18 protein-coding genes and 1 pseudogene are annotated in these 25,542 nt (G+C 41.5%); 10 read left to right on the top strand and 9 right to left on the bottom strand.

Annotated elements, in window-relative coordinates; all coding sequences use genetic code 11:
* Positions 1–35 precede the first annotated feature (35 nt).
* The 4 genes and pseudogenes from G399_RS0104570 to G399_RS0104545 all read left to right on the top strand — a co-directional run bounded on the left by G399_RS0104570 (position 36) and on the right by G399_RS0104545 (position 7,352).
* A complete protein-coding gene (locus G399_RS0104570) occupies positions 36–1,160 on the top strand; it encodes an efflux RND transporter periplasmic adaptor subunit (protein ID WP_006011392.1) in 1,125 nt (374 codons plus the stop codon).
* Positions 1,161–1,244: 84 nt separating this feature from the next.
* Entirely contained in the window at positions 1,245–4,331 is a 3,087-nt protein-coding gene (locus tag G399_RS0104565; RefSeq protein WP_006011391.1) for an efflux RND transporter permease subunit, read from the top strand.
* 662 nt (positions 4,332–4,993) lie between these two features.
* Positions 4,994–5,647 (top strand): annotated as a pseudogene (locus tag G399_RS21495) (alpha/beta hydrolase fold domain-containing protein).
* A 1,339-nt stretch (positions 5,648–6,986) separates the two neighbouring features.
* The gene (locus tag G399_RS0104545; protein ID WP_006011385.1) at positions 6,987–7,352 is read left to right on the top strand and encodes a hypothetical protein; all 366 of its coding nucleotides are present in this window, start codon (positions 6,987–6,989) and stop codon (positions 7,350–7,352) included.
* Positions 7,353–7,703: 351 nt separating this feature from the next.
* Here the strand turns inward: G399_RS0104545 and G399_RS0104540 are convergent, their stop codons facing one another.
* The 5 genes from G399_RS0104540 to G399_RS0104515 all read right to left on the bottom strand — a co-directional run bounded on the left by G399_RS0104540 (position 7,704) and on the right by G399_RS0104515 (position 14,937).
* A complete protein-coding gene (locus tag G399_RS0104540; protein ID WP_006011383.1) occupies positions 7,704–8,375 on the bottom strand; it encodes a nitroreductase in 672 nt (223 codons plus the stop codon).
* Positions 8,376–8,418: 43 nt separating this feature from the next.
* Positions 8,419–9,744, bottom strand: a complete 1,326-nt coding sequence (locus G399_RS0104535; RefSeq protein WP_006011381.1) for an NAD(P)/FAD-dependent oxidoreductase — start codon at positions 9,742–9,744, stop codon at positions 8,419–8,421.
* A 118-nt stretch (positions 9,745–9,862) separates the two neighbouring features.
* Positions 9,863–11,026: an iron-containing alcohol dehydrogenase gene (locus tag G399_RS0104525; protein WP_006011379.1), complete on the bottom strand. Its 1,164-nt coding sequence runs from the start codon at positions 11,024–11,026 to the stop codon at positions 9,863–9,865.
* Positions 11,027–11,151: 125 nt separating this feature from the next.
* Entirely contained in the window at positions 11,152–12,378 is a 1,227-nt protein-coding gene (locus G399_RS20200) for a hydroxymethylglutaryl-CoA reductase (RefSeq protein ID WP_006011378.1), read from the bottom strand.
* 207 nt (positions 12,379–12,585) lie between these two features.
* Entirely contained in the window at positions 12,586–14,937 is a 2,352-nt protein-coding gene (locus tag G399_RS0104515; RefSeq protein ID WP_026843456.1) for a PAS domain-containing protein, read from the bottom strand.
* A 560-nt stretch (positions 14,938–15,497) separates the two neighbouring features.
* On the opposite strand from G399_RS0104515, the gene G399_RS0104510 reads away from it, so the two are divergent.
* Positions 15,498–16,292, top strand: coding sequence for a type 2 periplasmic-binding domain-containing protein (locus G399_RS0104510; protein ID WP_006011376.1), 795 nt, complete (start codon positions 15,498–15,500; stop codon positions 16,290–16,292).
* A gap of 140 nt (positions 16,293–16,432) precedes the next feature.
* Here G399_RS0104510 and G399_RS0104505 read toward each other — a convergent pair whose 3' ends face one another.
* From G399_RS0104505 to G399_RS0104495, 3 genes are read right to left on the bottom strand one after another with little or no spacing between them, the layout of a single operon-like run.
* Entirely contained in the window at positions 16,433–16,954 is a 522-nt protein-coding gene (locus G399_RS0104505) for a CC0125/CC1285 family lipoprotein (protein ID WP_006011375.1), read from the bottom strand.
* A 16-nt stretch (positions 16,955–16,970) separates the two neighbouring features.
* Complete coding sequence (locus G399_RS0104500) at positions 16,971–17,687, bottom strand: anti-sigma factor (RefSeq protein WP_006011374.1); 717 nt, start codon at positions 17,685–17,687, stop codon at positions 16,971–16,973.
* Positions 17,684–18,190, bottom strand: coding sequence for an RNA polymerase sigma factor (locus G399_RS0104495; protein ID WP_026843455.1), 507 nt, complete (start codon positions 18,188–18,190; stop codon positions 17,684–17,686). The genes G399_RS0104500 and G399_RS0104495 overlap by 4 nt, the downstream gene beginning before the upstream one ends.
* Positions 18,191–18,318: 128 nt before the next feature.
* Between G399_RS0104495 and G399_RS0104490 the strand changes: the two genes are divergently transcribed.
* The 5 genes from G399_RS0104490 (at position 18,319) to G399_RS0104470 (ending at position 24,820) form a co-directional block, all read left to right on the top strand.
* A complete protein-coding gene (locus tag G399_RS0104490; RefSeq protein WP_006011372.1) occupies positions 18,319–19,704 on the top strand; it encodes a S8 family serine peptidase in 1,386 nt (461 codons plus the stop codon).
* 170 nt (positions 19,705–19,874) lie between these two features.
* A complete protein-coding gene (locus G399_RS0104485; RefSeq protein WP_006011370.1) occupies positions 19,875–20,828 on the top strand; it encodes a hypothetical protein in 954 nt (317 codons plus the stop codon).
* Between the two features lie 66 nt (positions 20,829–20,894).
* Positions 20,895–21,824 carry a hypothetical protein gene (locus G399_RS0104480; protein ID WP_006011368.1) on the top strand — a complete coding sequence of 310 codons (930 nt, stop codon included), beginning with the start codon at positions 20,895–20,897 and terminating at the stop codon, positions 21,822–21,824.
* A gap of 169 nt (positions 21,825–21,993) precedes the next feature.
* Positions 21,994–23,406, top strand: coding sequence for a hypothetical protein (locus G399_RS0104475; protein WP_006011366.1), 1,413 nt, complete (start codon positions 21,994–21,996; stop codon positions 23,404–23,406).
* Positions 23,407–23,518: 112 nt separating this feature from the next.
* Positions 23,519–24,820, top strand: a complete 1,302-nt coding sequence (locus G399_RS0104470) for an MFS transporter (protein ID WP_006011363.1) — start codon at positions 23,519–23,521, stop codon at positions 24,818–24,820.
* Between the two features lie 16 nt (positions 24,821–24,836).
* Here G399_RS0104470 and G399_RS0104465 read toward each other — a convergent pair whose 3' ends face one another.
* Entirely contained in the window at positions 24,837–25,274 is a 438-nt protein-coding gene (locus tag G399_RS0104465) for a hypothetical protein (RefSeq protein ID WP_006011362.1), read from the bottom strand.
* Positions 25,275–25,542 lie beyond the last annotated feature (268 nt).

Here is a 25,542-nt window from a genome sequence, read left to right as displayed (position 1 = left end):
AGCCTAATCATCTTTTCTTTCCAAGGTTTATATATATGCACACATTTCGAATCTATTTAATGATGGGGTTTCTATCATCCACTATTTTTGGTTGTTCTGACGCCATCAATGGGCCACAAGGAGCGGCTCAGAAGCCCGCGCAGACAGTCTCTATTATCACATTAGAGAAGCAAAGCGTTGATATTTCAATGGATTTACCGGGGCGTATTACGCCTTTTAAGCAATCTCAGGTTCGTCCACAAGTTGACGGTGTTATTATAAAACGCTTCTTCGAAGAAGGTGCGCAAGTCAAGCAAGGCCAGCAGCTCTATCAAATTGACGATGCGAGATATAGTGCACAATTAAATAGTGCCCATGCTGATGTAAAAAGTGCCCTTGCAAATCAAAAAACCATGCAAGCGAAGACTGCTAGATATAAAGACTTAGTCTCGAGAAACGCTGTTAGTCAGCAAGAATTCGACGATGTCATTGCCCAAAACGAGCAAGCGAACGCAAATATTAGTGTGGCTGAAGCAAAAGTAACTGTTGCCAAAGTGAATGTAGATTACACGAAAGTATACGCACCAATAGACGGCCAAATTAGTCGTTCATATGTGACCGAAGGTGCTTTGGTAACCGGAAATCAAGCACAGCAACTCGCTACCATCACCCAGCTAAACCCTATTTACGTTGATATGCAAGAATCTGGCGCTGCAATTTTAGAGTTACGCCGTGAAATGCAGCAACAGGAAGCCTTACCGGTATCCATTTTAGTCAATGGAACCAGCAATGAATTGTATTCTCAACAAGGCCAGCTGAAATTTTCAGAAGTAACTATTGATCAAAGTACAGGTGCAATTACGTTGCGTGCAGTAATGCCGAATCCAAATAGCATTTTGCTACCGGGTTTATTCGTTACAGCAAGGGTACATATTGGTTCAAAAGACGCCGTTTTAGTACCTCAGCGCGCCACTATGCGGCAACCTGATGGTAGTCTAATAATCTATTTAGTTAATGCTAACGGTGTAGTCGTTGCTAAAAGAATAAACCCAATAAAATCTATTGGTTCAGATTATGTCGTTACCAAAAACTTGGATTCAGGTGAGAAACTTATCGTAACTGGGTATCAAAAAGTCAAACCGGGCGCTAACGTAAACGCGGTTCCTTGGACAACAAATTAGTAACCAACAACAACCGCCACTCGAGTTGCTCTACTCCAGCTTGGTACACACTTTAATTTTAGAAACGAATTAGGAAAGCAATTTATGGCTGGCTTTTTCATTGATCGTCCTGTTTTTGCATGGGTACTTGCCATCATCACCATGCTAACTGGCGTACTTGCAATCTCATCTCTGCCGATAGAACAATACCCAAAGGTGGCGCCACCCACGGTATCTATTACCGCGGCCTACCCCGGAGCGTCAGCAGAAACTGTTGAAAACTCTGTAACGCAGGTCATTGAACAAAGCTTGTCGGGCATCGACAATTTACGCTATTTCTCAGCAAGCAGTGCCAACAATTCAATGACAATTACATTGAGTTTTGCACCGGGCACCGACCCCGATATTGCACAAGTACAAACTCAAAATAAAGTACAAGGGATCATTTCGCTGCTGCCGCAACAGGTCCAGCAACAAGGTGTTACGGTAACTAAGTCAAATGCAGCTTTTGCCTTAGTTGTTGGTTTTTACTCTGACAATGAAGAGATAAGTCAGTTTGATCTTAGCGATATGTTGGTATCACAATTTCGCGATCCCATTTCAAGAATAGACGGTGTTGGTAATGTACGCGTATTTGGATCTCAACGTTCTATGCGTATTTGGTTAGACCCTGCCAAACTATACAGTTTTAACCTCACTCCGGTTGATGTACGCAATGCGGTTACAGTGCAAAACACCGATGTATCCGCGGGACAATTAGGCGGTATGCCGGCGATAGACGGACAGCAAATCAACGCGACTATACAAGCCCAATCTCGACTAAAAACGGTTGAGGATTTTGAAAGGATCGTACTTCGAGTTAATACGGATGGCTCTCAAGTGAGAGTGCGAGACGTTGCTCGAATAGAGCTTGGTGCTGAGTCATATGACGTTATTGTTCGCTACAAGCGTCGCCCAGCCTCCGGGATGGCAGTTAGTTTGGCAACTGGCGCAAATGCGCTTGATACCATAGCCCGAGTAAAAGCGAGAGTAGATGAATTGAAATCGACATTACCCGATGGGGTTCAAGTCGTCTATCCGCTTGACTCATCGCCTTTCATTGAAATGTCGATTAAGTCGGTGGTGCAAACTCTAATCGAAGCTGTTGTGTTAGTTTTCTTAGTTATGCTGCTGTTTTTACAAAACTGGCGAGCTACCCTTATTCCTACTATCGCCGTGCCTGTTGTATTACTTGGCACATTTGGTGTGCTGTATGCCTTTGGCTTGAGCATTAATGTATTGACTATGTTTGCTATGGTATTGGCCATAGGTTTGCTGGTTGATGACGCTATTGTGGTAGTTGAAAACGTTGAACGGATTATGGATGAGGAAGGTTTACCACCCAAAGAGGCGACAAAAAAATCAATGTCACAGATAACTGGAGCGCTAGTGGGTATCGCCGCAGTCTTGTCTACCGTATTTATTCCTATGGCATTCTTTAGTGGCACAGCTGGCGCTATATATCGCCAGTTTTCCATAACTATTGTATCGGCCATGGGATTTTCAGTGTTAGTCGCGATTATTTTATCTCCCTCTTTATGCGCCACATTATTAAAACCACACGATCCAAATAAAGATAAAAACAAAGGTTTCTTTGGCTGGTTCAATCGCAACTTTAACAAAGGTAGAGATGGCTATGAGCGCGCAACTACCCATATAGCAAAGCGAGTTAAACGTTACCTAGTTGTTTATGGCGCCCTCGTTGGAGTCATGGTCATTATCTTTTTACGCTTACCTACTTCTTTTTTGCCCAATGAAGATCAAGGTAGTATTTTAATGCTACTGAGCACGCCACCGGGTTCAACTGCACAGCGTACGCTTGAGTCAGTGAAACAAGCTGAAGATTTCTTTTTAGACACTCACGGTGAGGTCACATCTGACTTATTTACCGTGGTTGGATATAGCTTTGCTGGGCAAGCGCAAAATGCTGCCATGGGTTTTGTACATTTAATTGATTGGGACAAAAGAGATGAGTCAAACAGTGCATTTGCTATTGTTAACCAAGCTTATGGCGCATTTTCTCAAATTCAAGACGCCACTGCGTTTCCTATCCTACCGCCACCTATACAAGAACTTGGAAATGCGACAGGGTTTGATATGCAGCTAGTGGATAGAACTGGGGCTGGCCACCAAGAGCTAATGAATGCGCGAAACCAATTACTTGGCATGGCAGCACAAAATCCGAAGCTTGCTGGAGTTCGCCCTAATGGCTTAGCCGATGTTGCGCAATTCAAAATTGATATTGATAGCGAAAAAGCCTCGGCGCTTGGTATTCCTCTGAACGAAATTAATAGCACATTGCAAATTGCTTGGGGCTCGAGTTACGTTAATGACTTTATTGATAATGGCCGTATTAAACGGGTATATATGCAAGCCGATGCCGCACACCGAATGGTACCTGAAGACTTAGAAAAGTGGTATGTGCGAAATAATAGCGGTGAAATGGTCGCATTTAGTGCTTTTGCCACTACTCAGTGGACCTATGGTTCACCAAAATTAGAACGATTCAACGGTATTGCCTCGGTCAATATTCAAGGTAATCCAGCCCAAGGTGTATCTTCAGGTGAAGCGATTACAGAGATGGAAAATATGGTGGCCCAGTTGCCGGGCAATTTTGGTGTTGCCTGGTCTGGTTTATCTTATGAAGAAAAAGCCGCAGGTTCACAGTCAGCGCAGCTATATCTTATTTCACTTCTGATCGTATTTTTATGCCTAGCGGCATTGTATGAGAGCTGGTCGGTACCAATTTCAGTCTTGTTAGTTGTTCCCTTAGGTGTATTAGGTGCGGTTGTAGCAGCCTTTATTTTTAACCTACCAAATGACATTTATCTGCAAGTTGCGTTCTTAACCACCGTTGGCTTAGCTGCTAAGAATGCCATTTTGATTGTTGAATTTGCGAAGGACCAAGTTGCAAATGGGGTTGATGTTATGACCGCGGTTTCAACCGCCGCTAAACAGCGTTTTCGTCCGATTATTATGACATCCATGGCCTTTATATTAGGGGTAACACCATTGGCTATATCGACTGGTGCGGGCGCAGCATCTCAAAATGCTATTGGTATTGCGGTAATAGGCGGAATGTTTGCAGCCACTTTCTTAGCCATATTTTTTGTACCTATGTTCTTTGTGATGGTACAAAAAATTACTAAGTAAATTTAGCGTTATTAAATAACGAGTATCGTGGGCCCAACTGCTGTTGTTAAAAGAGCCTGCGTAACGGATTTATACGGCAAGCTTATATGGAAAGATAATTAAGTAATCGAGCATTCGTTTATATATTTGGCACCAATTAATTTTGGCATGACACTACGTTTGCGTGAATTGGAAAACAGCTTATAGCACCTCCAGTGCTCTTCGGTAAGCTACCCCATTGCAGTGGGGCCGCAACAAGGTCAAAAAGTGATTAGTGACCATCGTTTAAGCGTAACCAAATAAGGACAAGTCTGTACCATCAATTAGTTCGAAAGGCTTAATACCTATAAAACCATGACCTGTTGCATAGAATATGTATATGTACTATCTTTTCTATCCTCCAGCATCACTCTACTAAAGAGAATGGACATTGAAAACGCTAACCCACTCCTTGTTTTTAATCACAACCTTATTTTTCAGTGTAAACTGTTATGCTTAATCTGAGTGGCTATCTACCTCTGAAAGTGTCGCTCAATTTAGAGCGCAGGTAGAATATTTGAAGCCAGAAAAAACCAGCTTTGAATTGTTATCTGTAACAGATATTAGCGTTGAATTAAACAAGCGTAGTATCCCTATTCGCATATACAACCCCAGCGAAGGCAAGTGTAAACCTGTCATAATTTATGTGCATGTTGCATGGTGCATGCGGGGTGGCAGGTAGCCTCGATAGTCATGACGAAGTATCACGTTATTTAGCCAAACAAAGTGATGCTATGGTCATTGCGATTGATTACCGCCTTGCTCCTGAATTCAAATATCCTGCGGGGCATAGCGACGTTTACGATACAGTTAAATAGATTTGGGATAATGCTGAGTCACTCAATATTGATAAAGCAAAGTTTGCTATTGCCGGTGAAAGCACAGGCGCCTATTTTGCTGCGGCGACCACCTTACGAAGCTCAAGAGAGAAAGACGCTCCTAAAATAGCATTTCAGCTACTGGTATTTGCCGCGCTCGAAGGCGGCGGTTCATCGTGGAGTGAATGCAAAGCGCAATACTTTGAAAGCCCGGATGATGCCAAAAGCGATTCTGGCTCGCCACTGTGGGCGCAAGACTTTACAGGCATGCCGCTCACGTTTAACGTGTTTGGGCAATATGAAATATCGCGCGCAGAACAAGAACTCTTTATCCGAAAACTCGCCGAGCAGGGAGTGTCAACTCACAGTTTCATGGTCAATAATGTCGCACATGATGTTGTCAATAGGATTAGTGTAAAAGGGAATTTAGCAGCCCATAAAAAGGCTGTAGTATTCGTATTCAACAAGCGCGCAACCTGAACAATCTAAGTATATATTATTTAGGTTGAACGACTATATTTGGCACGTTTGTGGTCTTCCCCTAAATCTGTAGACATTTTTTACTTAGAAACCGAAGTAAGGTAAAAGGCCGGCCAGCCAGTCTGCTGAACAAGAGGAGATCCGTAAGCGTAAAGCTGAATTAAAGCGCGTGAGGGAAGAACGAAACATCCTAAAGGAAGCCGCTGTGTGTTCAATAGGTCAACGCAACATATTGGTTAAATCGCTCTGCTGGTGTCTAGTATTCTAACGTTTTTCTAGGTCTTTCGTTTAGTTTTCTTGTTTTGTGATGAACTTGGTATCAGCAAATCGACTAAATTAGCTTTATATACCCCGAAAATGTATCGCATTTTATTATTGAAATTCATGGTATCTATGAATCTAGGAATGGGTATATTTAAAAAGAACTGAGCCGCAACTATTGGACTTGTCACATTACTACTGAATACAGCTTCAATACATGGTTTGAATGACAATCGCTTAGCATTTTGGATATTTGACCGCTGCTGAGTGATTGCCAATTGATATTCGTGATCAGGTATTTGTAAAATACATTGTAGTTTCAATAACAGTTGATTATCAAAAGTTGGTTTATCGATAAACGAATCCAACTTTCTAAAACAACCAGTAATATTGCTATAACCAAGTTTTGTAGCAAGTTCAGAACGTTTGATATTATATAATTTTTAAGGTGGAAACTAAGTAGAGATTTCAACCGATTTATGCCGATATTGATTTCCTCTTTAGCTGTTATTTGATGAATCGCTGTGCGAGTAAGAATGTAAAGCAGCAATGTCTAAAACCTATACCTGCGCGGGACCTAGTAGTTATTTTTGAATTACTAGCAGACTACGGCAAACGATTTTTATCTCATGCTGGTCAAGTACTAAGGAGTCGCTACTGCGATGTGGCCCAAAAAATTGCTTTTATCTGACGGATTAACCAACGTGTTTCATTCCGGCATTATCTTTATCGATATTTTATTAATTACGACGTGCCTATTGATATATAGTTAATACAGTAAAATATAGTCGTTATGGTCACCGAACACTTGCAACGTGGTTGTCCAAACAACTGCATTCAATTAATGCACACTCAAGGGAACTAATCTGGCTGTGTTCAGTCCAAATTATTTGGATTATTTTGCCATTCAGCTCAACATACGGCTCAGAAATCGGTTAGGCTTCAAGCCACCGCTGGAAGTGTTTATAGAACTGATGAAACGTACCCAAGAAGCGCTATCAGGCGTTCGCTAATCCGGATGTTGCACTTGGAGTTGGGGACCGCTCTGTGTCATTCACTGAGAAACTGAGAGAAATAAATGAAACCATATCAAGCAACTATTTTTAACTCCGCCGTTTTGGTGGTATTCGGCCTTTGGGCGTATCTGAATGTGGCAGCAGAGTCGCGCTCTACGACGATATTGATCCCCGTGATTTTTGGCGTCGTTCTCGCATTGTTGATTCCGTTTTTTAAAAAGGAAAACAAAGTTGTTGCTCACGCGGTTGCTGGGTTAACCCTACTGATTACCATAGCGCTAATCATGCCACTAATAGGCTCTATTGGACGGGACGATATGGTTGCCGTGTTTCGAGTGGGAGTAATGATGGCCGTCAGTCTGTTCGCACTGTTTGTCTACATTAAGAGCTTTATTGCAGTGCGCCGCGCGCGGCAGATTGAGACATAGCTATGCCGGGCCCGACTTCATACGTTTGTTAGTAGTCTCGGTGCTTGCCCAAAGCTGTTAGCCGCATTTTGTACCCCGCGGTTAACTCGCTTGGAGGCGATGATTCGAATCTAGGGCGGTAATGTTTGTATTGTGGAGTTTGCTGCAATGCCAGCAACACTCATCCTTGATTAACCTATTTAAATGAAAGGGTGGCAGAAGTAGGTAGAATGATCGACTGATATTATTGTTCATACACACCATGTTTAAGCAGATGCTAGTAATGCTGTTGCCGCAATTGTTGTAGGCAAACACCGACCAATTTTTTATCTAATTTTAGGATTACGCTTTGGCTAAAATCCAGTGGCCCATTCAGAAACCGTGATAACTCACAAATTCTTTATTATCTACTCGTACTGAGCGTACTTCATTGGCGGCAAAATTTTCATCCGGATATCCTAGTGCAATACAAATCATAATTGCTTCGGTATCTGGTATTTGCGCGTATTTATGAACCACGTCTGATTGCATAATACCTTGGCCATTAATGACACATCCCAATCCAAGATCCCAAGCTGCTAAGACGATGCCGTAAGCTAATGAGCCCAAACCAAACTGCGTAATACCAGCAGGCTCTAAGGACTTATCGTAAGTCAACACAAGTGATACGGGGGCATCAAACTGACGAAAACCTCTCATCATCCAATCCATACGCTTTTCTTTGTCTTCTCGCTTTATGCCCATGACTTCAAATAGTTGCACTGCTACATCAATCTGGCGTTGCCTATGCACACCAACGTAATCTTCCTTGTACGGAAAGTCACGGACATGGGGCTTTCCAGCCATTGTATCTTGCGTATTACCCTCGCGGATCTTATCCAAGACATCGCCAGTCACCGCATGCACTCGCCAAGTTTGTGTGTTGTAGGAAGAAGGTGCCCATTTGGCGGCATTTATAATTGCGTCAACTATTTCTTTGGAAACTGCTTTTTTGTTAAAGCCACGAACACTTTTTCGTGACGCAGCGAATTCTGCAAAATTCATAAAATCCTTAAAGCTTGTAGGGTGTAGTAAACGACGCTAACTATTAATGTAATTTTAAGTTGGGTCGTAATCTATTGTTAATACGACTGGCGAACATGAATAACAGCGTTTTGAATTTGCCATAAATAACCACTTGATGCATTCGATACAGGCTGATATAAACAATACGTGCTAAACGGCCCTCAATAAACATGCTGCCGCTCGTCAGATTACCCATAAGACTCCCAACCGTTGAATAGGTTGATAATGAAACTAAGGAGCCATAGTCTACATATTTGTAATCGGTTTGCGGTTTGTTTTCATCAAGCAGTTTAATATTATTGAATACATGACTGGCCATTTGATGGGCAGACTGCGCACGCGGCGGCACTTTAGAACCATCCGGCATTAAGCAATGAGCACAATCGCCCAAGGCATAGATATTTTCATCAGTGACACTGACTAATTGCGGCGTGACCACAATTTGATTAATTCGATTAGTTTCTAGGCCGCCTATGTTGGCCAAAAAATCTGGTCCTTTTATGCCGGCTGCCCATACCGACATGCGGCTGCTAATAAATCGACCGTCTTTTGTATGCAGCCCTGTTGTTTCTGCTGCAGACACTGCTGTATCGAGTAATATTTCAACCCCTAATTTCTCTAACTCCCGTTTGGTAATCTTAGCAATTCTTTCCGGTAGCGCCGGCAATATCCGAGGACCAGCTTCTACTACGGTAACTTTGAGTCGGTTGCTCGACAGGTGATTATAACCATATGACTTAAGTAGTTCAGAGGTTTTATAAAGCTCAGCGGCCAACTCAACGCCGGTCGCTCCAGCTCCAACGATAGCAATTTCTAAGCTGTGATTGTTGTCGTCAGATTGTAATTTTAAAAATTCATTGAGTAACTTAATATGAAATTTTTGAGCACTTGCAGGTGAATCTAAAAATATACAGTGTTCTTTAGCACCCCCTGTGCCGAAGTCATTGGTTACCGAACCAATCGCAAAAACCAGCTTTACGTATTCTAATTCTCGTGAATTGAGTATCACATTGCCGTCATCGTCTAACAACGGAGCCAAGGTGATTTTTTTAGTTTTTCGGTCAAGCTCAACCACACTGCCTAAATGAAAAATAAAACCATTTTTATTACCTACCGACAAATAATCAACCCCATCTATGTCAGGATCGAGGGACCCTGCCGCAACCTCATGCAATAGTGGCTTCCAGATGTGTGTTCGGTTTTTATCTACTAAAATAACTTTGCGCGCTTTGTTTTTGTAACGTCGTCCAAGTTTTACGGCAAGTTCTAAGCCGCCCGCCCCACCACCCACAATAATGATATTTTCTTGGCTATTGAGAGCTGAATTTTGGGTTTCCAGTGTTATCATTTATTAAGTCATCTTATATTGGTTAATTGTCAGTTTTTGTATAAAGTCGATGTTGGTTTTGCTTAGCAAATTAATTAACCAAGCTTGACTCCCTAAGTCAGCGCTTTCATTTGCGTGTTTACATGTTCCAAAGCCCATGATAAATCGCTACCATTTCCTCAATGCTAGGCACAATAGGATTATTTCCCGGTGAGCCCGAGGCCAATGCTTGTTTGGCCATGGTTTCACAAACCTCAAAAAAGGCCTCCTTTTCAATACCAAAATCCTCAGGCGTCGGCACATTAAGGTCATCATTAAGTTGTTGTAGCTCTTTAATAAGGAGTCCACAAGCATACTCATCAGGATCCACGTTTGTCGCAATACCCATAGTTCGGGCGCAGGTAGCGTAGCGCGAGCATGCACCTCGTATCGAAAATGCAGTTACACTTGGCAATAACATCGCATTGGACAAACCGTGAGGGACATGAAAAAACGCCCCAATCGGGCGGCTCATTCCATGTACTAAGGCGACTGATGCATTGGAAAATGCTAAGCCTGCCAACGTAGCACCTAACATCATTGCTTCCCTAGAGGCTTTATTTTTTCCATTGCGATAGGCTTCTCGCAAGTTCGGCGCAAGCAACTTCATTGCCGCTAACGCTTGACTGTCGCTGTATAGATTTGCTTTTTTACTTACGTAAGCTTCAATTGCATGAGTTAGTGCGTCAATGCCAGTATCGGCGGTGGTGCGTGGTGGTAAACTCAAGGTCAGCGTGTAGTCGATAAGTGCGGCGGCGGGCATAAAGCCAGGACCGGCACAAAGCATTTTTTCATCCGTATCTTGGTCTGTAATAATAGTAAACTTGGTGACTTCAGAGCCTGTACCTGCAGTAGTGGGGATCGCGATGACAGGTAAACCTGGCTGCGTTTGTATATGAGGAAACTTATAGTCTTTCATTTCGCCACCCAGCATAGCTAGCACGGCCACTGCTTTTGCACTATCAATAGGACTTCCGCCACCTAAGGCAATGATGCAATCGTAAGGTTCGCTTTTGACTTTTTTCAGCGCTAGTATAATTGAGGCAACTGTTGGCTCAGGTATTGTATTGTCAAATACATCTGGCAATTGTTCATAATCGTTAAACTGCGCTAATAGGGCCTGAACATAACCGAGTTCAACCATGGTTTTATCGGTTAAAATAATCGGACGATAACAACCCAAACTGTTAATAACCTCCACCACTTTGCTTGCTGCATCTGCGCCAATTTGAAGAATTCGTGGAAGTACAATTTGTGTCGACATAAGTGCCCTTAATTAGACTTGGTCTTCATAATCTGAATATAATTGCGAATGACATTATTGATAACATCAAAGATGTAAAACTACTATTAATAATGTCTTGTTAAGATGAAAGTATTAGCTCAAACCTATTCATCACTGTCGCGCTCAAGCGTACCCGAGGACCTTGTATGCGAACTATGCTGAACCTTACCATTTCGCCCTAATTTATCATGACTGGCTACCCAGTCTCCGCTTAATACGGCGCTCATTAACGACAACTCGCCTGCCAACACGGTAGCACCAATAATTTCAGCTAATTTGCGCACTTTCCCCTCGCCCTCACAGCCCAACAGTTTTAAACACTCTTGCTGAGTAGGTAACCCCGTGCCGCCGCCATAGGTTGCAACAATTAATGAGGGGATAGTAATGGATAAATAATAGTTGCCCTGTTCATCAATATCGGCATAGGTAACCGCAGATGAGGATTCTGCAACATTAGCGACATCTTGGCCAGTCGCAATAAAGGTGGCTGTTATGCCATTAGCTGAATGGGCACCGGTATTGGTTGAACCCGCCATAAAATTACCGACTTGGGTAATAGATCTGGCTTTGTAAAGCGCCATTGCGGACACGCCCATGACCTTTTCAATTAACGCACTTGATACTATAGCTTCAGCGATGACTCGCTTTCCACGTGTCCGCAGCGTATTTAGCTGCGAGTGTTTTTTATCCGTATCCATTGCACCTGACAGCATATATCGGTTGATGTCTGGATAATTCTTTTTTATCCATTCACAAGCGACATAAGTTGCTTTACCCACCATGTTTTGGCCTGCGGCATCACCGGTGGTGAAATTGAAACGCAAATATCGCATTCTGGCAGCAGCATATTGTTCAATATCTCGCAGTTTTCCTGTTTTTGTGGTTGTTTCAGCGACCGCTTTTATTTGCTCAAAGTTGACCTCAATCCACAAACCAAAATCTCTAGCTTGACGAGCGCTTTCAAAAATAAAAACAGGGGCTCTTTGCATTGCATCATCAACAACCGTGACTGTCGCACCACCAGCCTCGCGTAACAAACGCATACCGCGGTTATAACTAGCAACTAATGTACCCTCACTGGTCGCCATCGGAACATAAAACTCCCCTCGCGCATGCTCACCATTAACGAGTAGAGGGCCGGCAAGGCCGATTGGTACTTGCGCGACTCCAATAAAGTTTTCAATATTACCAGCTGTTACAGAAGGATCGAATGAGTAACTACCGACGTTCTCTAATGACGCGTCACACTTATCTTTAACAAAATCGCGACGGGCTTTTGCCATTTCATGGGTGTAGTCGTTATCACTATCTCTGGGAATACGCGCTGACATTGATACCCTCATTTAGTTACATTATCGTTGATCTGATTATAGGCACTGTAATGGGATCGACTATTATAAATATCTATTCGGTTCTATTTACCAACAAATCACGCGTTCTCTGTAACAACTTATACGAGTTCTTTGCGGGCGCTTACACTGTATTTAACTGCCCTTGTTGCATCGCTTTAAAGGAGACAAATCAGCTTCTATCGCAATTTACGTATTAGTATCTTTTGAGTCTTGTAATAGCTCTATAATTTTGTCGCTGAGTATGGATTTAGTGACCGGTTTGGATAAGTATCCATTCATGCCAGCCTCAAAACATTTTTCCTTGTCGCTCGCCATGGCGTTAGCTGTTAATGCAATGATGGGGATGTTTTTTACTTGTTGATATTTGTCATCTTGACGAATAAGACGTGTGGTTTCAAAGCCATCGAGTTTTGGCATTTGACAGTCCATTAAAATGAAGTTGTAGAAGCCAGCCGCTTCTCCATCCAATTGCGCTAGCGCTTCTTCACCATCATTTGCTAAGGTACAGGTGATGTTCAATTGGGCAAGTAAGTTCTGGATCACAAGCTGATTAATGTCATTATCTTCGGCGACTAAAGCATGGCAACTTTCAAATATGTGGCCAGGTATATTGTCGGTATCCCCCTTATTTGCTGGTGCATCAGTGAGGCTTGATTCGCTATATATACCGAACGGGATCCTAATAGTAAAATTAGAACCTAATCCAAATTCGCTATCGACGTTGATACTCCCCCCCATCAACTCAACTAATTTTCGAGAAATAGGTAAGCCTAATCCTGTGCCTTGTGCTCTGCGTTTAGCACTTGAATCTACTTGTTCAAAGGGTTCAAATAAAACGCACAGTTTATCTTGCTCTATGCCGATACCCGTATCAATTACTGAACAAACCAAGTTGGCTTGCTCTTGTGTTTTTTTGTTAAGTCGAACACGAACGCTTATTGTACCGGTTTGGGTAAACTTAATCGCATTCCCCAATAAATTATATAGTATTTGTTTTAACCGATGGGGATCGCCAACAAACAGACCTACCTCCATACCCGCTGACAGGTAATCAAGTTTGAGACTTTTTTCTGCTGCTCTATGTTTAAAATCATTGATTAATTCTTCAACTAACTGAAGCAGATCGAATGGTTGGTTAGTGATGCTAATTTTACCTGCTTCAATTTTAGAAAAGTCGAGTATATCCGTAATAATACTGAGCAAATGACGTGAACTACTTTTAATTAACCCTAAGTAATATTGACGTTTATCTTCACTTATTTGATTAACCTCAGCATCGTCTAATAACATGTCAACTAGCCCAATCACACCGGAAATTGGGGTTCTAATTTCATGACTTATGTTTGCTAAAAAGGCGCTCTTTTGTAAATCGGCTGCTTTTGCTTTTTCAGCCATTTTTTCAGCCAATTGAGCACTATGTTGGGCTCGTTCACTAATCGCTTTTAAGTCGTTTTTTATACGGTTCGATTCCGTCAGATCAATATTCACGCCGGTGACTTTAATTGGGTTGTTATTGACATCATAGATACACGCTGCCATTCCCAGTACGCTTCGAATTTCGCCGGTATCCGTGATCACTCTAAATTCATGGTTAAAATAGGTATGGCTCTTTATTGCCTGCGCAAACACCTTTTCAGCTGCGTCAAGATCATCAGGGAAAACCGAGTTACTCCAATCTTGCAAACGGCCTTTGAACGAATCTCGACTGCATCCATAAATTTCAAATAATCGGTCATCCCATATTAAATGGTCATTCTCTATATCGTAGTCCCAGACTCCAATTTTCGCAGCTTTGAGCGCAAGAACAATGCGCTGCTCAAGCCCTTGTCGTAATATTTCATCCTCTTTTTGCATCGTGAGATCTTTGAATGTTCCAAAGTTTCTCACTACGCGCCCATTAATCACTTCCGAAAAACCAGTGGCATTAACTATTAGATTTTTGCCTTTATTGGTAATGAAATTTAGATCAATTGAGTAGGACTCTCCTGTTTTTTCTAATTTTTGTAATCCACTAGTTAATGTTGGAATTGCATCAGGGTGATAAAACTTTATACCGTCATCGAGTTTAGGTTTGAAAGTGAGCTGATCTGTTTCGTGAATACGATGGACATAATCAGACCAATACAACTGGCTTGTATCTAAATCAATTTCCCAATAGCCAGTATCGGTGACAGTTTCAAGTGCAGTAAAGGCTGAGTTAATTCGTTTCAATTCAGAAGTATCTTCGCCTATTATATAATATTCGCTTGAATTTTCGTCTCGATAAAACTGCCACTTAATCCAAAAGTAACTGCCATCTGCTTTGCACAAACGATGGGTATAATGTTGACTAATCGACTGCTTTTTTGTCAATTTTTGAGCCACATCTTCCTTGTCATCAACATGAAAAAACGAAAGAAAACTGCTGCCAAGAAAGACTTTTTGATGAGAAGCCGTTACCTTTGATGCAAAGGGATTACAGTGCTCTATTATATGTTTGCTGTTACATCTGAAAAATATATAGTCAATATTTTCGAAAAACACTGAAGTTGCTAACATTCTGATCTCTTATTTTTTATGCAAATCTGAAAAGTACGACGAACCTTAAACCATTATTAAATTTCAAATAAAGCGAACAAATTTGATTATTCTAAGGCGCTATACTTTAGTCTAATTTATATATTCAAGTAATATCAACCCTTGAAGAGATAAAAATTATCGATTTGTACACTCAACATCCTGTTTACTAGATACTTTAGGCTCATTTGTGTGTGCCTACGCATTTGTGTATGTATCGTCATCTATGTATTTTTGAGTTATTCAGCGACTAACTATCACTGATTTTTGGGTAAGGCGCTTTTCGGTAAGCCGCTTTTGGGTAAGCCGCTTTTGGGTAAATAGCGGAATAACAACTATGCCAACGATCTAGCGGTTACCCGAAGCTCAGTTCAATCACCCTCTATCTTATTTCCTTTATTATTTTTTACCTCAACAAACTTTCAATGACATGCAAAATGATATTTAATGACTTTGTATGCCAGAATAAAACTCACCAGCACCCAAAAGATAAGGATCGGTCTTTATGGATCACGATATGGTTTTGTCTAGAAGCTCAAAAAATGGTAATTAACGAAAAAAAAATACATTTTTGGAATGGCAATAAATCGCCAACTAGGCGCAATTATGAGAAGCAATTACTGTCTTTATGCGTGCAAGAAGCAGGCATAACCGATGCTGACATTATAGTCGATGAATGTGATTATCCAGCCGCCGAGGATGAGGGCAATATTTTCTCTAAGGGTTGTGATTTACTCGTCAGTGTGGCGGGTAATCAAAAATTTTCAGGTAAGCCCACGACTATTATTGAAATACCTGTTTGCCGAGGTGTTTTAGGACACCGTTTACTGGTAATACCGCAAAAACAGGCTGAACGTTTTGCCAACATTAATAGTGTCCGCCAGTTACAGCAAATGACTATTGGTATTCCTGCCACTTGGGCCGATGCTGATTTGTTTAGGCATAACGATTTTAATGTGTCGGAAAAAGGCAGCTTAGACGATCTTTTTATGCGCTTATTAAACCAAGAGTTTGACTACATTGCCTTAGGGGCGAATGAGATAGAATCAATTTTTGCGCAGTTTAGCGGTGAAAAAGCAGGATTATTACTAGAACCAACTATATTAATCTACTATCCACTGCCCTTAGTTTTTTATATTCACTCAGATAGACAAGATCTTGTCAGTATAATTGAAAGCGGTTTAACAACAGCCATAGCGAATGGCAAACATGAATCATTATTCGAAGAGCATCATCCAAATCTAATCAACCGATTAGCTTTGCGGACACGCACAACGTTTCGATTAACTAATCCATATTTGCCAGACCCATTGAAGAATTTTTGCCCTACATTGTGAGCTTTTGATAGGTTGATAGGCTTTTACAAATTGCCAGCTTTTTATAAATAATGTTGATAACCAATAATTATTTTTGCTTACATAAAACGACCGAGTTATTTATCTCGGTCGTTTTGTCAAACTAAAGAGCTTCTCTTTACCTATTCAGTAGCCTTATTTCCTAAGTTGTCAATTACATCTTGTGCGTGATAACTGTCATCGTTGGGCTTCATACCCTTACCCATTCTAATATCTAAAACCGTGTTCACTTCTTTGCGGTCGTTCTGTGAGCTTAACGAAATAGACGCGTCCATTTGGGTCGATGGTCGCTGATAAGTATCGCATGTGAGCAAACCGCACTGCCTTAAAGTTTGACGATTTTGCGACAAACCAATACTAGTCGCAGGCTGCGTTTTTGTTGATTCTATAAAGGTTTCTTTACTGGTTATTAGAAACCAATCAAAGCCTTCTTGTTGGGTTAATTGTGCAGACCTTAATAGAGCAAAATCGGTCGCGTCGGCGACGCTGTTAGAGTATATTTTAAATTGCACTCTGTATCTGTCTTCTGATATTTTTTGCTCGCTATGGCCTGCCGAACCGTTTGTCGCTGCGCGATAATCTGGTTTTGATGTGCAGCCTGCTAACAATATCGTTATGGATAAAAAAATCATGATTGTTTTCATATTTCACCTCGTTTGGTTATCGTGATTGCCATTGTTTTGAAATGGCGCTTTGTTCTTGCTCTGTATTTAATGGAGCCCCCGCAATCATGACGTCTATCACCGTTTCTAATGATTGCTCCTTACTGGCAGCCTGATAGCGCTGAGTATTAATTTCGTTTTCTTGAATAGAAGCACGCAGACGCCAGCGCTTATTTTCCTTACAAGCAATGTTGGTTGAATTAGCCTCCTCTTCAAGTAAAAGATACTGACGACAAAGATCCCCCTCTTTATTAGCAAAACTAAGCTGAGCCTTAACACTTGTATTTTCGGCAATTAAGCTTGTTTGACCGCTAATAGACGAATCTAATACTTTGGCTATCTGATTAGAAATCGTTGGCGCTGCCTGATAATTAATCGTAGATACACCAACGATTATCGCTAATACCACACTGGCGGCTATCGACATTGACGTATTTATGTTGGTTTTTACTAATTTCCAATTCGACAACTGCACTATATTATTTTGCTTTTGCCCTTTATCAATTTGTTGTGCTAGCTCTACTAGCTTCTCCGGCATTGGCGTTGCGTCTATTTGTTCAGCATTTTCAACTACCCATTGGTCAACCTGGCTAAGTTCCGCGAGGCGCATCACTAAAGCATCATCCACCTCGAGTGCTTTACGAATTATATCCATATCATTTGGCGCTAATTCTGCATCTAGAAACGCACTCAATTTTTCGTCGGTTATTTTCATGATTTTTGTCCTGCTGTTTGATTTTCTAGCATCTCGAGTAGACTCGTGCGTGCCCTAGATAATCGCGACATCACTGTCCCTACTGGGATGCCCGAGATAACCGCTACCTCTTTATACGACATGCCCTTTAAAGCCACCAATGATAAAATCGAACGCTGGTCGTCAGGCAAAGTGCCCATCGCAGCATTGACCTTGGCAATATGCTCTTTTGCTTCATGCGGAGTTGACTGAGGATCAATTACTTTCTCTTGTAATTCTGGCACTTGAGTCGCTCTTTGTCTGACTTTTTGCGAACGATATTCATCAATCCAAACGTTTCGACAGACTTTGAATGCCCATTTCACGGCTTCAACATTCTCTGGAATACCCTTGTTTAAGATTTTCTCGAATGTCGCCTGCACCAAGTCGTCGGCATCAGCGGTACTGCCCGTTAGGGAATAGGCAAAACGACGTAACATTGGTATGATATTTTCATACGATACGCTCACGGAAGATTCATTCATTTTTTTTCTCTTTTTTCTCACTTGTTATCAAGGTAACGCGCCAAGGTTAATTTTATTCCAAAAAAATGAAATTTATTTTTAGCTGAAACGTTTACTCGAAAACTAAGCAGCATATTACAGAGGACTGCATGACCTTTATAAAAACCACCATATTGGTATTGATAACACTAATAACAGTTTGCATAAGCCAATTAGCAAGCGCTAGAGCTATTGAACAAAGTATTGGAAGTATAACGCCAATTGATAAAATTGACTCTGTGGTAAATACATTGCGCCTGCCCTTAAATAAAAGATTGTCAGAGCAAGCAATCAACGACAGCTTGATGCCGCCAATTGAGTCACTAGTAACTTCGCCACTGAGTGCACTTCCCGATGCGTTAGCGATAGGTGATGACATTTTGAATCCAGCTTGGACAGAGGTGAAAGTTGAAGATAATTGGCGCGCGGTAAAAAACCAATGGATAGTGTTAGCCGATGAGAGTACCAAAAGCAAATTAACATCGTTAGGCGCTAGTATCGAATCAAACCGCTCATACGACGGGTTAAAACTGTCCTTATTACGTTTTACAGTTCCTGAAAATCTTGATTCAAAACAAGCGTTGGCCGTTTATTTGTCAGGATCTGTTATTGCTACACTAGATCGAAACCACGTTTATCAAGCTCAATCTGCGCTAAACATTCCGCCCGCTATCTCGCAACCGAATAATGATAAACAAAGCCAAGCGCAATCAAATCTAAGGAGACTAGGTGCCTCATTTTGCGCAGACGATTTACGCATTGGGATGATAGATAGTGCTGTAGATCAGGCTCACCCAGCATTTAATGATGCCAAAATCACAGCAAAATCGTTTCTATCTGGCAACGTAAAGTCTCCTTTATTGCACGGAACAGCAGTAGCTAGTGTACTTCTAGGAAAAATTGATAATCTAGCGCCTTTGCTTAAAGGCGCTCATTTGTACTCTGCCGAAGTTTTTTATCGTCGATCAGATTATGCCCAAGGGGCAACATTAAATGCCATGATTGAAGCAATAAATTGGTTAATAGAGGAGCATGTAAAAGTTATAAATATGAGCCTTGCAGGGCCCGACAACGCAATATTAAAAGCCGTTGTTAATGCCGCGAATAAGCAAGGGGCTTTTATCGTTGCCGCCGCAGGTAATGAAGGGCCGGCTGCCGCTGCTGTTTTCCCTGCTGGATACCAAGACGTTATAGCTGTGAGCGCGATTGATCAACATCAGCAACCTTACCGATGGTCAAATCAGGGCACTTACATTGATTACTCTGCATTTGGAGTCAATGTATTGACAGCACAATCTCAACGACGAACTGGTCGTGAGTCAGGAACTTCAATGGCGGCACCAGTCGTATCGGCTGCACTAGCGTGCATAGTGGCTCGCAGACAAAACGCGGCAGAAAATAGAAGCGACGTGCTGAGTGCTCTTGCTGAAAAAGCAATTGATCTGGGCCCCACGGGTAAAGATCCTATTTTCGGATTCGGCGCCATTCAACCTTAGTAGTTACTAGCCGGTTTTAGTATTCACGTCTGTTCAGTTCTGCCTGGTCCTTTCCCGCCGGTTTCTAATTATAAAACTCCATTTATTAAGTTTTTTCAAAAAATAGGGAATAAATCAATTTTTGATCCGTTATCCAAGTGTCATTCAAAACAAACACGAGGAAACCTAAAATGACTAAGTTTAATAAAATAGTACAAGTAATGGTAATTGCAGGCGTTGCACAAATATCAATGACCGCGTTCGCTGCCGACACCGGCGTAAGCCAATCAATCAGTGCTTCCAAGCAAACCAATGCAACACAATCTAGCACTACAAACTCTGAGCAAACTGAAACACAGATAAATACTGACGCTTCAGCAACGTCTTCTACTAAGGTGAAAGCGCAGGCTGGTAATATATCAATATCGGGTTCAGAGGAGTCTATAGACGATGAAGATGACTCGGATGTTTCAGAGGGCTCAATTCAGTCAGATAACTCAGTTGAATCAGATAACTCAGTTGAATCGGATAACTCAGTTGATTCAGGTAACTCAGTTGATTCAGAAGACTCGGATGATTCAGAGGAAGCGCAATCAAGCGTAAATAATGTAGATATGAGCAATGTCGTAAAAATTGAAACCGTGCAAACGGCAACGGTCAAAACCCTCGATAACCTTTCTGACGTTGGCAACAACTTGCTAACGGGTGCGTCTGATGGCTTCGAAGGCCAATTAACAAGTGTCTCGGCATTAGCAAGCAACACAACATTAGATTCAGCTTCACTGCTAAGCACTAATAATGATGAGTCTGGGGAGTCTTCCGAGTCTATTGGTAATGCTGATAACGCATTAATTCAGGAAGATCCTGAGACTTTAGCAACTGCAGAAGATCCCGACACTGAAGCAACAGCAGAAGACGCAGATAGCGGTTTAACCGCTGCCACTGACGCATCAACTGTTATCGACCAAACTATTCAGGCTAACGTGCTTGACTCCATAACCAGTAATACTCAGAACTCAGTTTCTGAATCGGTGAATAGTCAAATCAGTACCTTGGTTTCTGAACAGATCAACAACGAGATCGCAGCAGCCACCGCAGCGGAAGTAGTCAACAACATCAGTAATGACTTAAGTCTAGGTCTTTAATTATTGACTTACCTATTAACGCCGGCCTGGGGTCGGCGTTAATCTCATTCTCGTAAGGATTCTAAAATGAAATTAATTATATGCAAGATTATTAGTTTGTTAGTAGTATCTGCCAGTGCTAGCGTACTAGCAGATTCAAACAGTGACTTTAGCGTTAGTGGTGAAGTTAGCGCAGGATTAATTAACAATTCAGCATTGAGTGTTGATGAGATTGATAATGTGTCAAGCGATAGCGATAGCGGAAACGAAATTGGCATACAACTTAACGCAAAATGGTTAGCCAATGAGAAAATAAAGGTAACTACAGGTTATTCATATCAACAGCAAAATTATAATAAATTCAGCCAATATGACTTGGCTCTACATCAAGCCAATGTGGATACAAGCTACCATTTAAATAACGGCGAAATTGGGCTTAGACTTGATGCAGCAACAGCAAGTTTAGCTACAAAAACGTTCTTTGAATTTCAGCAAGCTACTGTTTATTATGGGTCATTTGTTAAACCACAAACTTATATACGCACAAGCTTTAAAATTAAGAATAAATCGTTTGCCGAGTTAAGCGATAGGGATGCAGAGGCGTTGGCTTTGTCTACCGACATATTTCATTTTATCAATAACGCCAATACGATGCTTATGCTTGGCGTTAACATCGAGAAAGAAAATGCAATCAATCAAGCATTTAGTTTTAAAGGAGCGGGAATTGCTTCTAAGGTTTCACACAAATTCACACTATTTGGATTGGGTTCTCAGATTGGCCTAGATTGGCGCTATCAAGTAAAAGACTACCTTGGCCTACAAAATGTGGGGTCAGAGTCTGAAGAAAAAACACAACGAGACGATAACGGACACGTAATTACAGCAAGTTGGTCACTCAATATATTAGATAATTTAGCGCTAAAAACAGAGTTAGAACGCGGAGACTATAGCTCTGACCTAGATAGCTTAACTTACAAACAAAACGTGGCTAGCGTAGGTATCAGTTATCAGTGGTAGTATTTTCACCAAATAGCACCTTGCGGTCAGTCGATATGCCTCGCCGTTTTTGCGCCCATCAAGGTGTATGATTGCATCGCTTGTTTCATTAAGTTGACAGTATCGCCATAACCCTAAATAATCTGCACACAGAAACACCATACTAATGCTTAATTACTTTGGGAATATCATGGATAAACAAGTCAGCGCACGCAGCACTAGCCAAAAAGCATTACGCATTAATTTAGACGAAAAAAAGTACGGTACCATCGTTGAGATTGGCGCTGGACAGGAAGTAGCCAGACAGTTTTTTCTGGCGGGTGCCGCTGCAGGTACAATTGCTAAAACCATGTCAGCCTATGATATGAAGTTTTCTGACGCTATTTACGGCGTCCAAGAAGATCGACGTTACGTCAGTAAGTCAAGAGTTCAAGCCATGATGGACCAAGAATTCAAACTTGTGGTTGAACGAGTCGGTGATATTCGTTCCAAGTCCTCACGTTATTTTGCTTACGCAGCTACGGTCGCTGCTAAAAGCTTTAAAAGTGATAACGAGTGTCACGCCTGGTGCGGAATAAGGGTACAAATGTACCCAGGCGCAGAAGCGTCTGAAATAACCGTGCATGTTAGAATGCGTGATGATAACGCCGAAGCCCAGCAACAAGCATTAGGCGTACTCGGTGTTAACCTAATTTACGCTGCGTTCTACTATTTTGAGAATCCTAAAACAATTATTGATTCGTTAACTGACAATATGAAAACCAAACGTATTGAAATTGATTCAATTGATTTTCAAGGCCCATATTTTGAGGACTTAGATAATCGAATGAAAAACATTCACTTGATTAGAAGCTGGAAAACACGCGCGATTATGCTGAAACCAGATGGTTCGGTAGCAGTGCCTGCAGAATTACTTTACAAAAAGAATGTGTTAACAATACGCGGTTCATTCCGCCCAGTGACAAAGCTAAATATAGATATGATAGAACAAGGTAAACGGTCTTTCTATGAACTTGAAGATGTGACACCAGAAAACACCATTGCTATTGCTGAAATTTCCCTTAACGATGCAAAAGGTAATGACGCTAATTTCTCTGAGCAGGATATTATTCAGCGAGTGCAAGTGCTACATTCCTTGGGTTATCATGTAATGATTTCAGATTACACACGCTATTTTTCTCTGCGCGCATACTTTCGCCAATACACTAATCTAAACATCGGCATAGTAGTAGGCATGATAAACGTTAAGCAAATTTTCGATGAGGACTTTTATCGTGGTGTTGAAGGCGGTATCTTAGAAGGTTTTGGTAAACTATTTCCCGACCATACACGTCTGTTTGTTTATCCTGAGCTTAATTCTGAAGGCGAAATTAGCAAGTTCACTGATGTAAAAGTGCCTGAGCACTTACGCTTTCTATATCGCCACTTACTGGAAAACGACTTTATTTCAGGTATCGATTGCAGTGATAAAGAGCTGTTTAAAATCTTCTCTAGATCCATATTAAAACAAATTCCCAAAGGCCGAGGGAATTGGGAGAAGGCGCTTCCCAAAGATGCTGTAAATGAAATTGTTAATAACAAATTCTTTGGTTTTAGAGGGTAGGCAAAATTCTTCGAGCATAATACCAGCGACTTGTCTATTCAACGGTTGTTGATTTCGTAGCCTTTAGGTTATAATCGGCCCGTCTTACTTTCTCTGCATTTTCGGAACCGTTATGCGTTCAATTCTGGTGTCTATCTTAGCCTTATTCCTAGGTATTTTCTTACTGTTAATGGGCAACAGTTTACTCAGCACATTATTAGTTTTACGCGGCGTTTCTGAGGGTTTCTCTGGGCAATTTTTAGGTATTCTCACGTCCGTCTATTTTTTAGGCGCCTTCGTAGCAACGTTAATGGCTTCTACCATGATCAAGCGGATGGGACATATTCGCTGCTTTACGTTCTGTACGGCTTTGCTTGGATGTAGTGTTTTAGCCTACGTTCTATTTATTTCGCCAGTGGCGTGGTTGTTTATTCGATTCTTTACCGGCTTTGGTGTATTTGTGGTTTATACCGTTGTCGAAAGCTGGCTAAACGGTCAAACCCAAGATGCTTATCGTAGCCGTGTATTTTCCATTTATACTTTTGTCAATTTGATAGCTATTGCCGCTTCTCAACAGCTATTGCTAGTGGACAATGCGACTAGTTATACGCTTTTTATCATTGCTAGTTTTCTTATTACCGCCGCGGTTATGCCGATATCTTGGACACGCCTACAGCAACCGCATGTGGCAGTTGATATGCCATCTATGAGTATTCTAAAAGTCTTTGATGCTGCGCCAGTGGCGGTAACCGGTTGCTTGGTATCAGGTTTGATTATGGGACCCTTTTGGGGGCTAACCCCTTTGTTTGTAAGCGAATTAGGTTACACTGACAAAGAATTAGCAGCCTTTATCTCACTTTCTATCCTTGGCGGCGCTTTGATCCAATATCCTGTAGGTCGTTGGTCAGATAAAATGGATCGCCGACGAGTTATTCTATTTACGTTTATACTCGGAACGCTAGTGGCATTGTCGATGGCAATTTGCGCAAAATATTATCCTGGTGAACGCGGATTAATAACCGCACTCTCGGCGGTTTTTTGTGGTTTAGTTTTGGCTGTTTATCCTATTTCTGTTGTGCACTTGGTGGATCGAATTCACAAGGATCATCTGGTAGCGGGGTCAAGTAGTCTGTTAATGATTTATGGTTTAGGATCTTTTGTTGGGCCGGCGATTGCTGGTTTTGCACTAAAATATATGGGTGCTAGCGCCCTACCAGCATACTATCTAAGTATTTTGGCTATTTTCAGTTTGATCTTAATAATGCAATTGGTCCGCTCTCGCATCGTGGAACGACCAGAAGACCATGAGAGTCGATATGTTGCAATGGTGCGTACGTCAGCGAATGTACTCCCTATGCACCCTGAATCTGAAGAGGTGTTAGATTCACCAGAAGACCGGCGTAGCGAAGATAACAAGATCCGTGAAGCGAATTAACAGTTTTAATTAACTCTCATCGCTCTTTCACTCGAAAGCCAATTTCAAACGCCTTGTTTATAAGCTCGCTACCGTCCAGATCCAAATGATTGGAAATAGTAGCCAACAAATTGTCGTCTACTTCAACTTTACTCTCAATAATTTCTGACGCTGTCATGATCAGTTTCATGTTTTTTGTCAGCTGCTCCCTCAAGAAAAAAACGTCCTGCAAGGCAAGGTAATTTATATAAACACACAACAGAATAACAACTAAAAACAGATGGGCAGCCAGCGCAAACTGATAGTCCAAGAAGGTTATACACAAAGAAAAACAAACACAGACCGATATCATAAAGAGGTTTGTTACTTGGAAACGACGCTTTTTAGCTCGCTTTATTAGCACTATACTCGCGGTGCTATCCTCAAATTTAGGTAATAATTGAGTGATATTTTTGACGTAACTTTCCCTGTCCATACTAATTCCTTTGGAACGACCTAATACTGGCCGTGGATGATCCGTTGTAAACCTGTTATTTGCAGGTCTTTCGTAAGTTGACTAAATATACGTCAGTAACGTGTTATCGGCATCATTACTTATCATTTTTATTTACTATTTTTTCAATAAATGCCACTGAATCCAAATTAGATAAGGTCAGCGCAGCGAATGCAACGATTTTTATCAAATCAGGCCATGTTTAATAATCAGTTAACCAACACGGTTTGCATGGTCAAGCTTTACTCGT

The sequence above is a fragment of the Brumicola pallidula DSM 14239 = ACAM 615 genome (genome assembly GCF_000428905.1).
Taxonomy (GTDB): Bacteria; Pseudomonadota; Gammaproteobacteria; order Enterobacterales; family Alteromonadaceae; genus Glaciecola; species Glaciecola pallidula.
The sequence above is the reverse complement of the archived record's forward strand: the minus strand, read 5'-3'. Positions and strand labels throughout refer to the sequence as shown.

Coding starts and splice junctions, on each gene's coding strand:
- G399_RS0104495 (WP_026843455.1), bottom strand. CDS start 18,190: ATGAATGAATCTTCCGTGAGCGTATCGTATGAAAATATCATACCAATG.
- G399_RS0104525 (WP_006011379.1), bottom strand. CDS start 11,026: ATGTCGACACAAATTGTACTTCCACGAATTCTTCAAATTGGCGCAGAT.
- G399_RS0104480 (WP_006011368.1), top strand. CDS start 20,895: ATGAAATTAATTATATGCAAGATTATTAGTTTGTTAGTAGTATCTGCC.
- G399_RS0104515 (WP_026843456.1), bottom strand. CDS start 14,937: ATGTTAGCAACTTCAGTGTTTTTCGAAAATATTGACTATATATTTTTC.
- G399_RS0104510 (WP_006011376.1), top strand. CDS start 15,498: ATGGTAATTAACGAAAAAAAAATACATTTTTGGAATGGCAATAAATCG.
- G399_RS0104465 (WP_006011362.1), bottom strand. CDS start 25,274: ATGGACAGGGAAAGTTACGTCAAAAATATCACTCAATTATTACCTAAA.
- G399_RS0104540 (WP_006011383.1), bottom strand. CDS start 8,375: ATGAATTTTGCAGAATTCGCTGCGTCACGAAAAAGTGTTCGTGGCTTT.
- G399_RS0104490 (WP_006011372.1), top strand. CDS start 18,319: ATGACCTTTATAAAAACCACCATATTGGTATTGATAACACTAATAACA.
- G399_RS0104570 (WP_006011392.1), top strand. CDS start 36: ATGCACACATTTCGAATCTATTTAATGATGGGGTTTCTATCATCCACT.
- G399_RS0104565 (WP_006011391.1), top strand. CDS start 1,245: ATGGCTGGCTTTTTCATTGATCGTCCTGTTTTTGCATGGGTACTTGCC.
- G399_RS0104470 (WP_006011363.1), top strand. CDS start 23,519: ATGCGTTCAATTCTGGTGTCTATCTTAGCCTTATTCCTAGGTATTTTC.
- G399_RS0104475 (WP_006011366.1), top strand. CDS start 21,994: ATGGATAAACAAGTCAGCGCACGCAGCACTAGCCAAAAAGCATTACGC.
- G399_RS20200 (WP_006011378.1), bottom strand. CDS start 12,378: ATGTCAGCGCGTATTCCCAGAGATAGTGATAACGACTACACCCATGAA.
- G399_RS0104485 (WP_006011370.1), top strand. CDS start 19,875: ATGACTAAGTTTAATAAAATAGTACAAGTAATGGTAATTGCAGGCGTT.
- G399_RS0104500 (WP_006011374.1), bottom strand. CDS start 17,687: ATGAAAATAACCGACGAAAAATTGAGTGCGTTTCTAGATGCAGAATTA.
- G399_RS0104545 (WP_006011385.1), top strand. CDS start 6,987: ATGAAACCATATCAAGCAACTATTTTTAACTCCGCCGTTTTGGTGGTA.
- G399_RS0104535 (WP_006011381.1), bottom strand. CDS start 9,744: ATGATAACACTGGAAACCCAAAATTCAGCTCTCAATAGCCAAGAAAAT.
- G399_RS0104505 (WP_006011375.1), bottom strand. CDS start 16,954: ATGAAAACAATCATGATTTTTTTATCCATAACGATATTGTTAGCAGGC.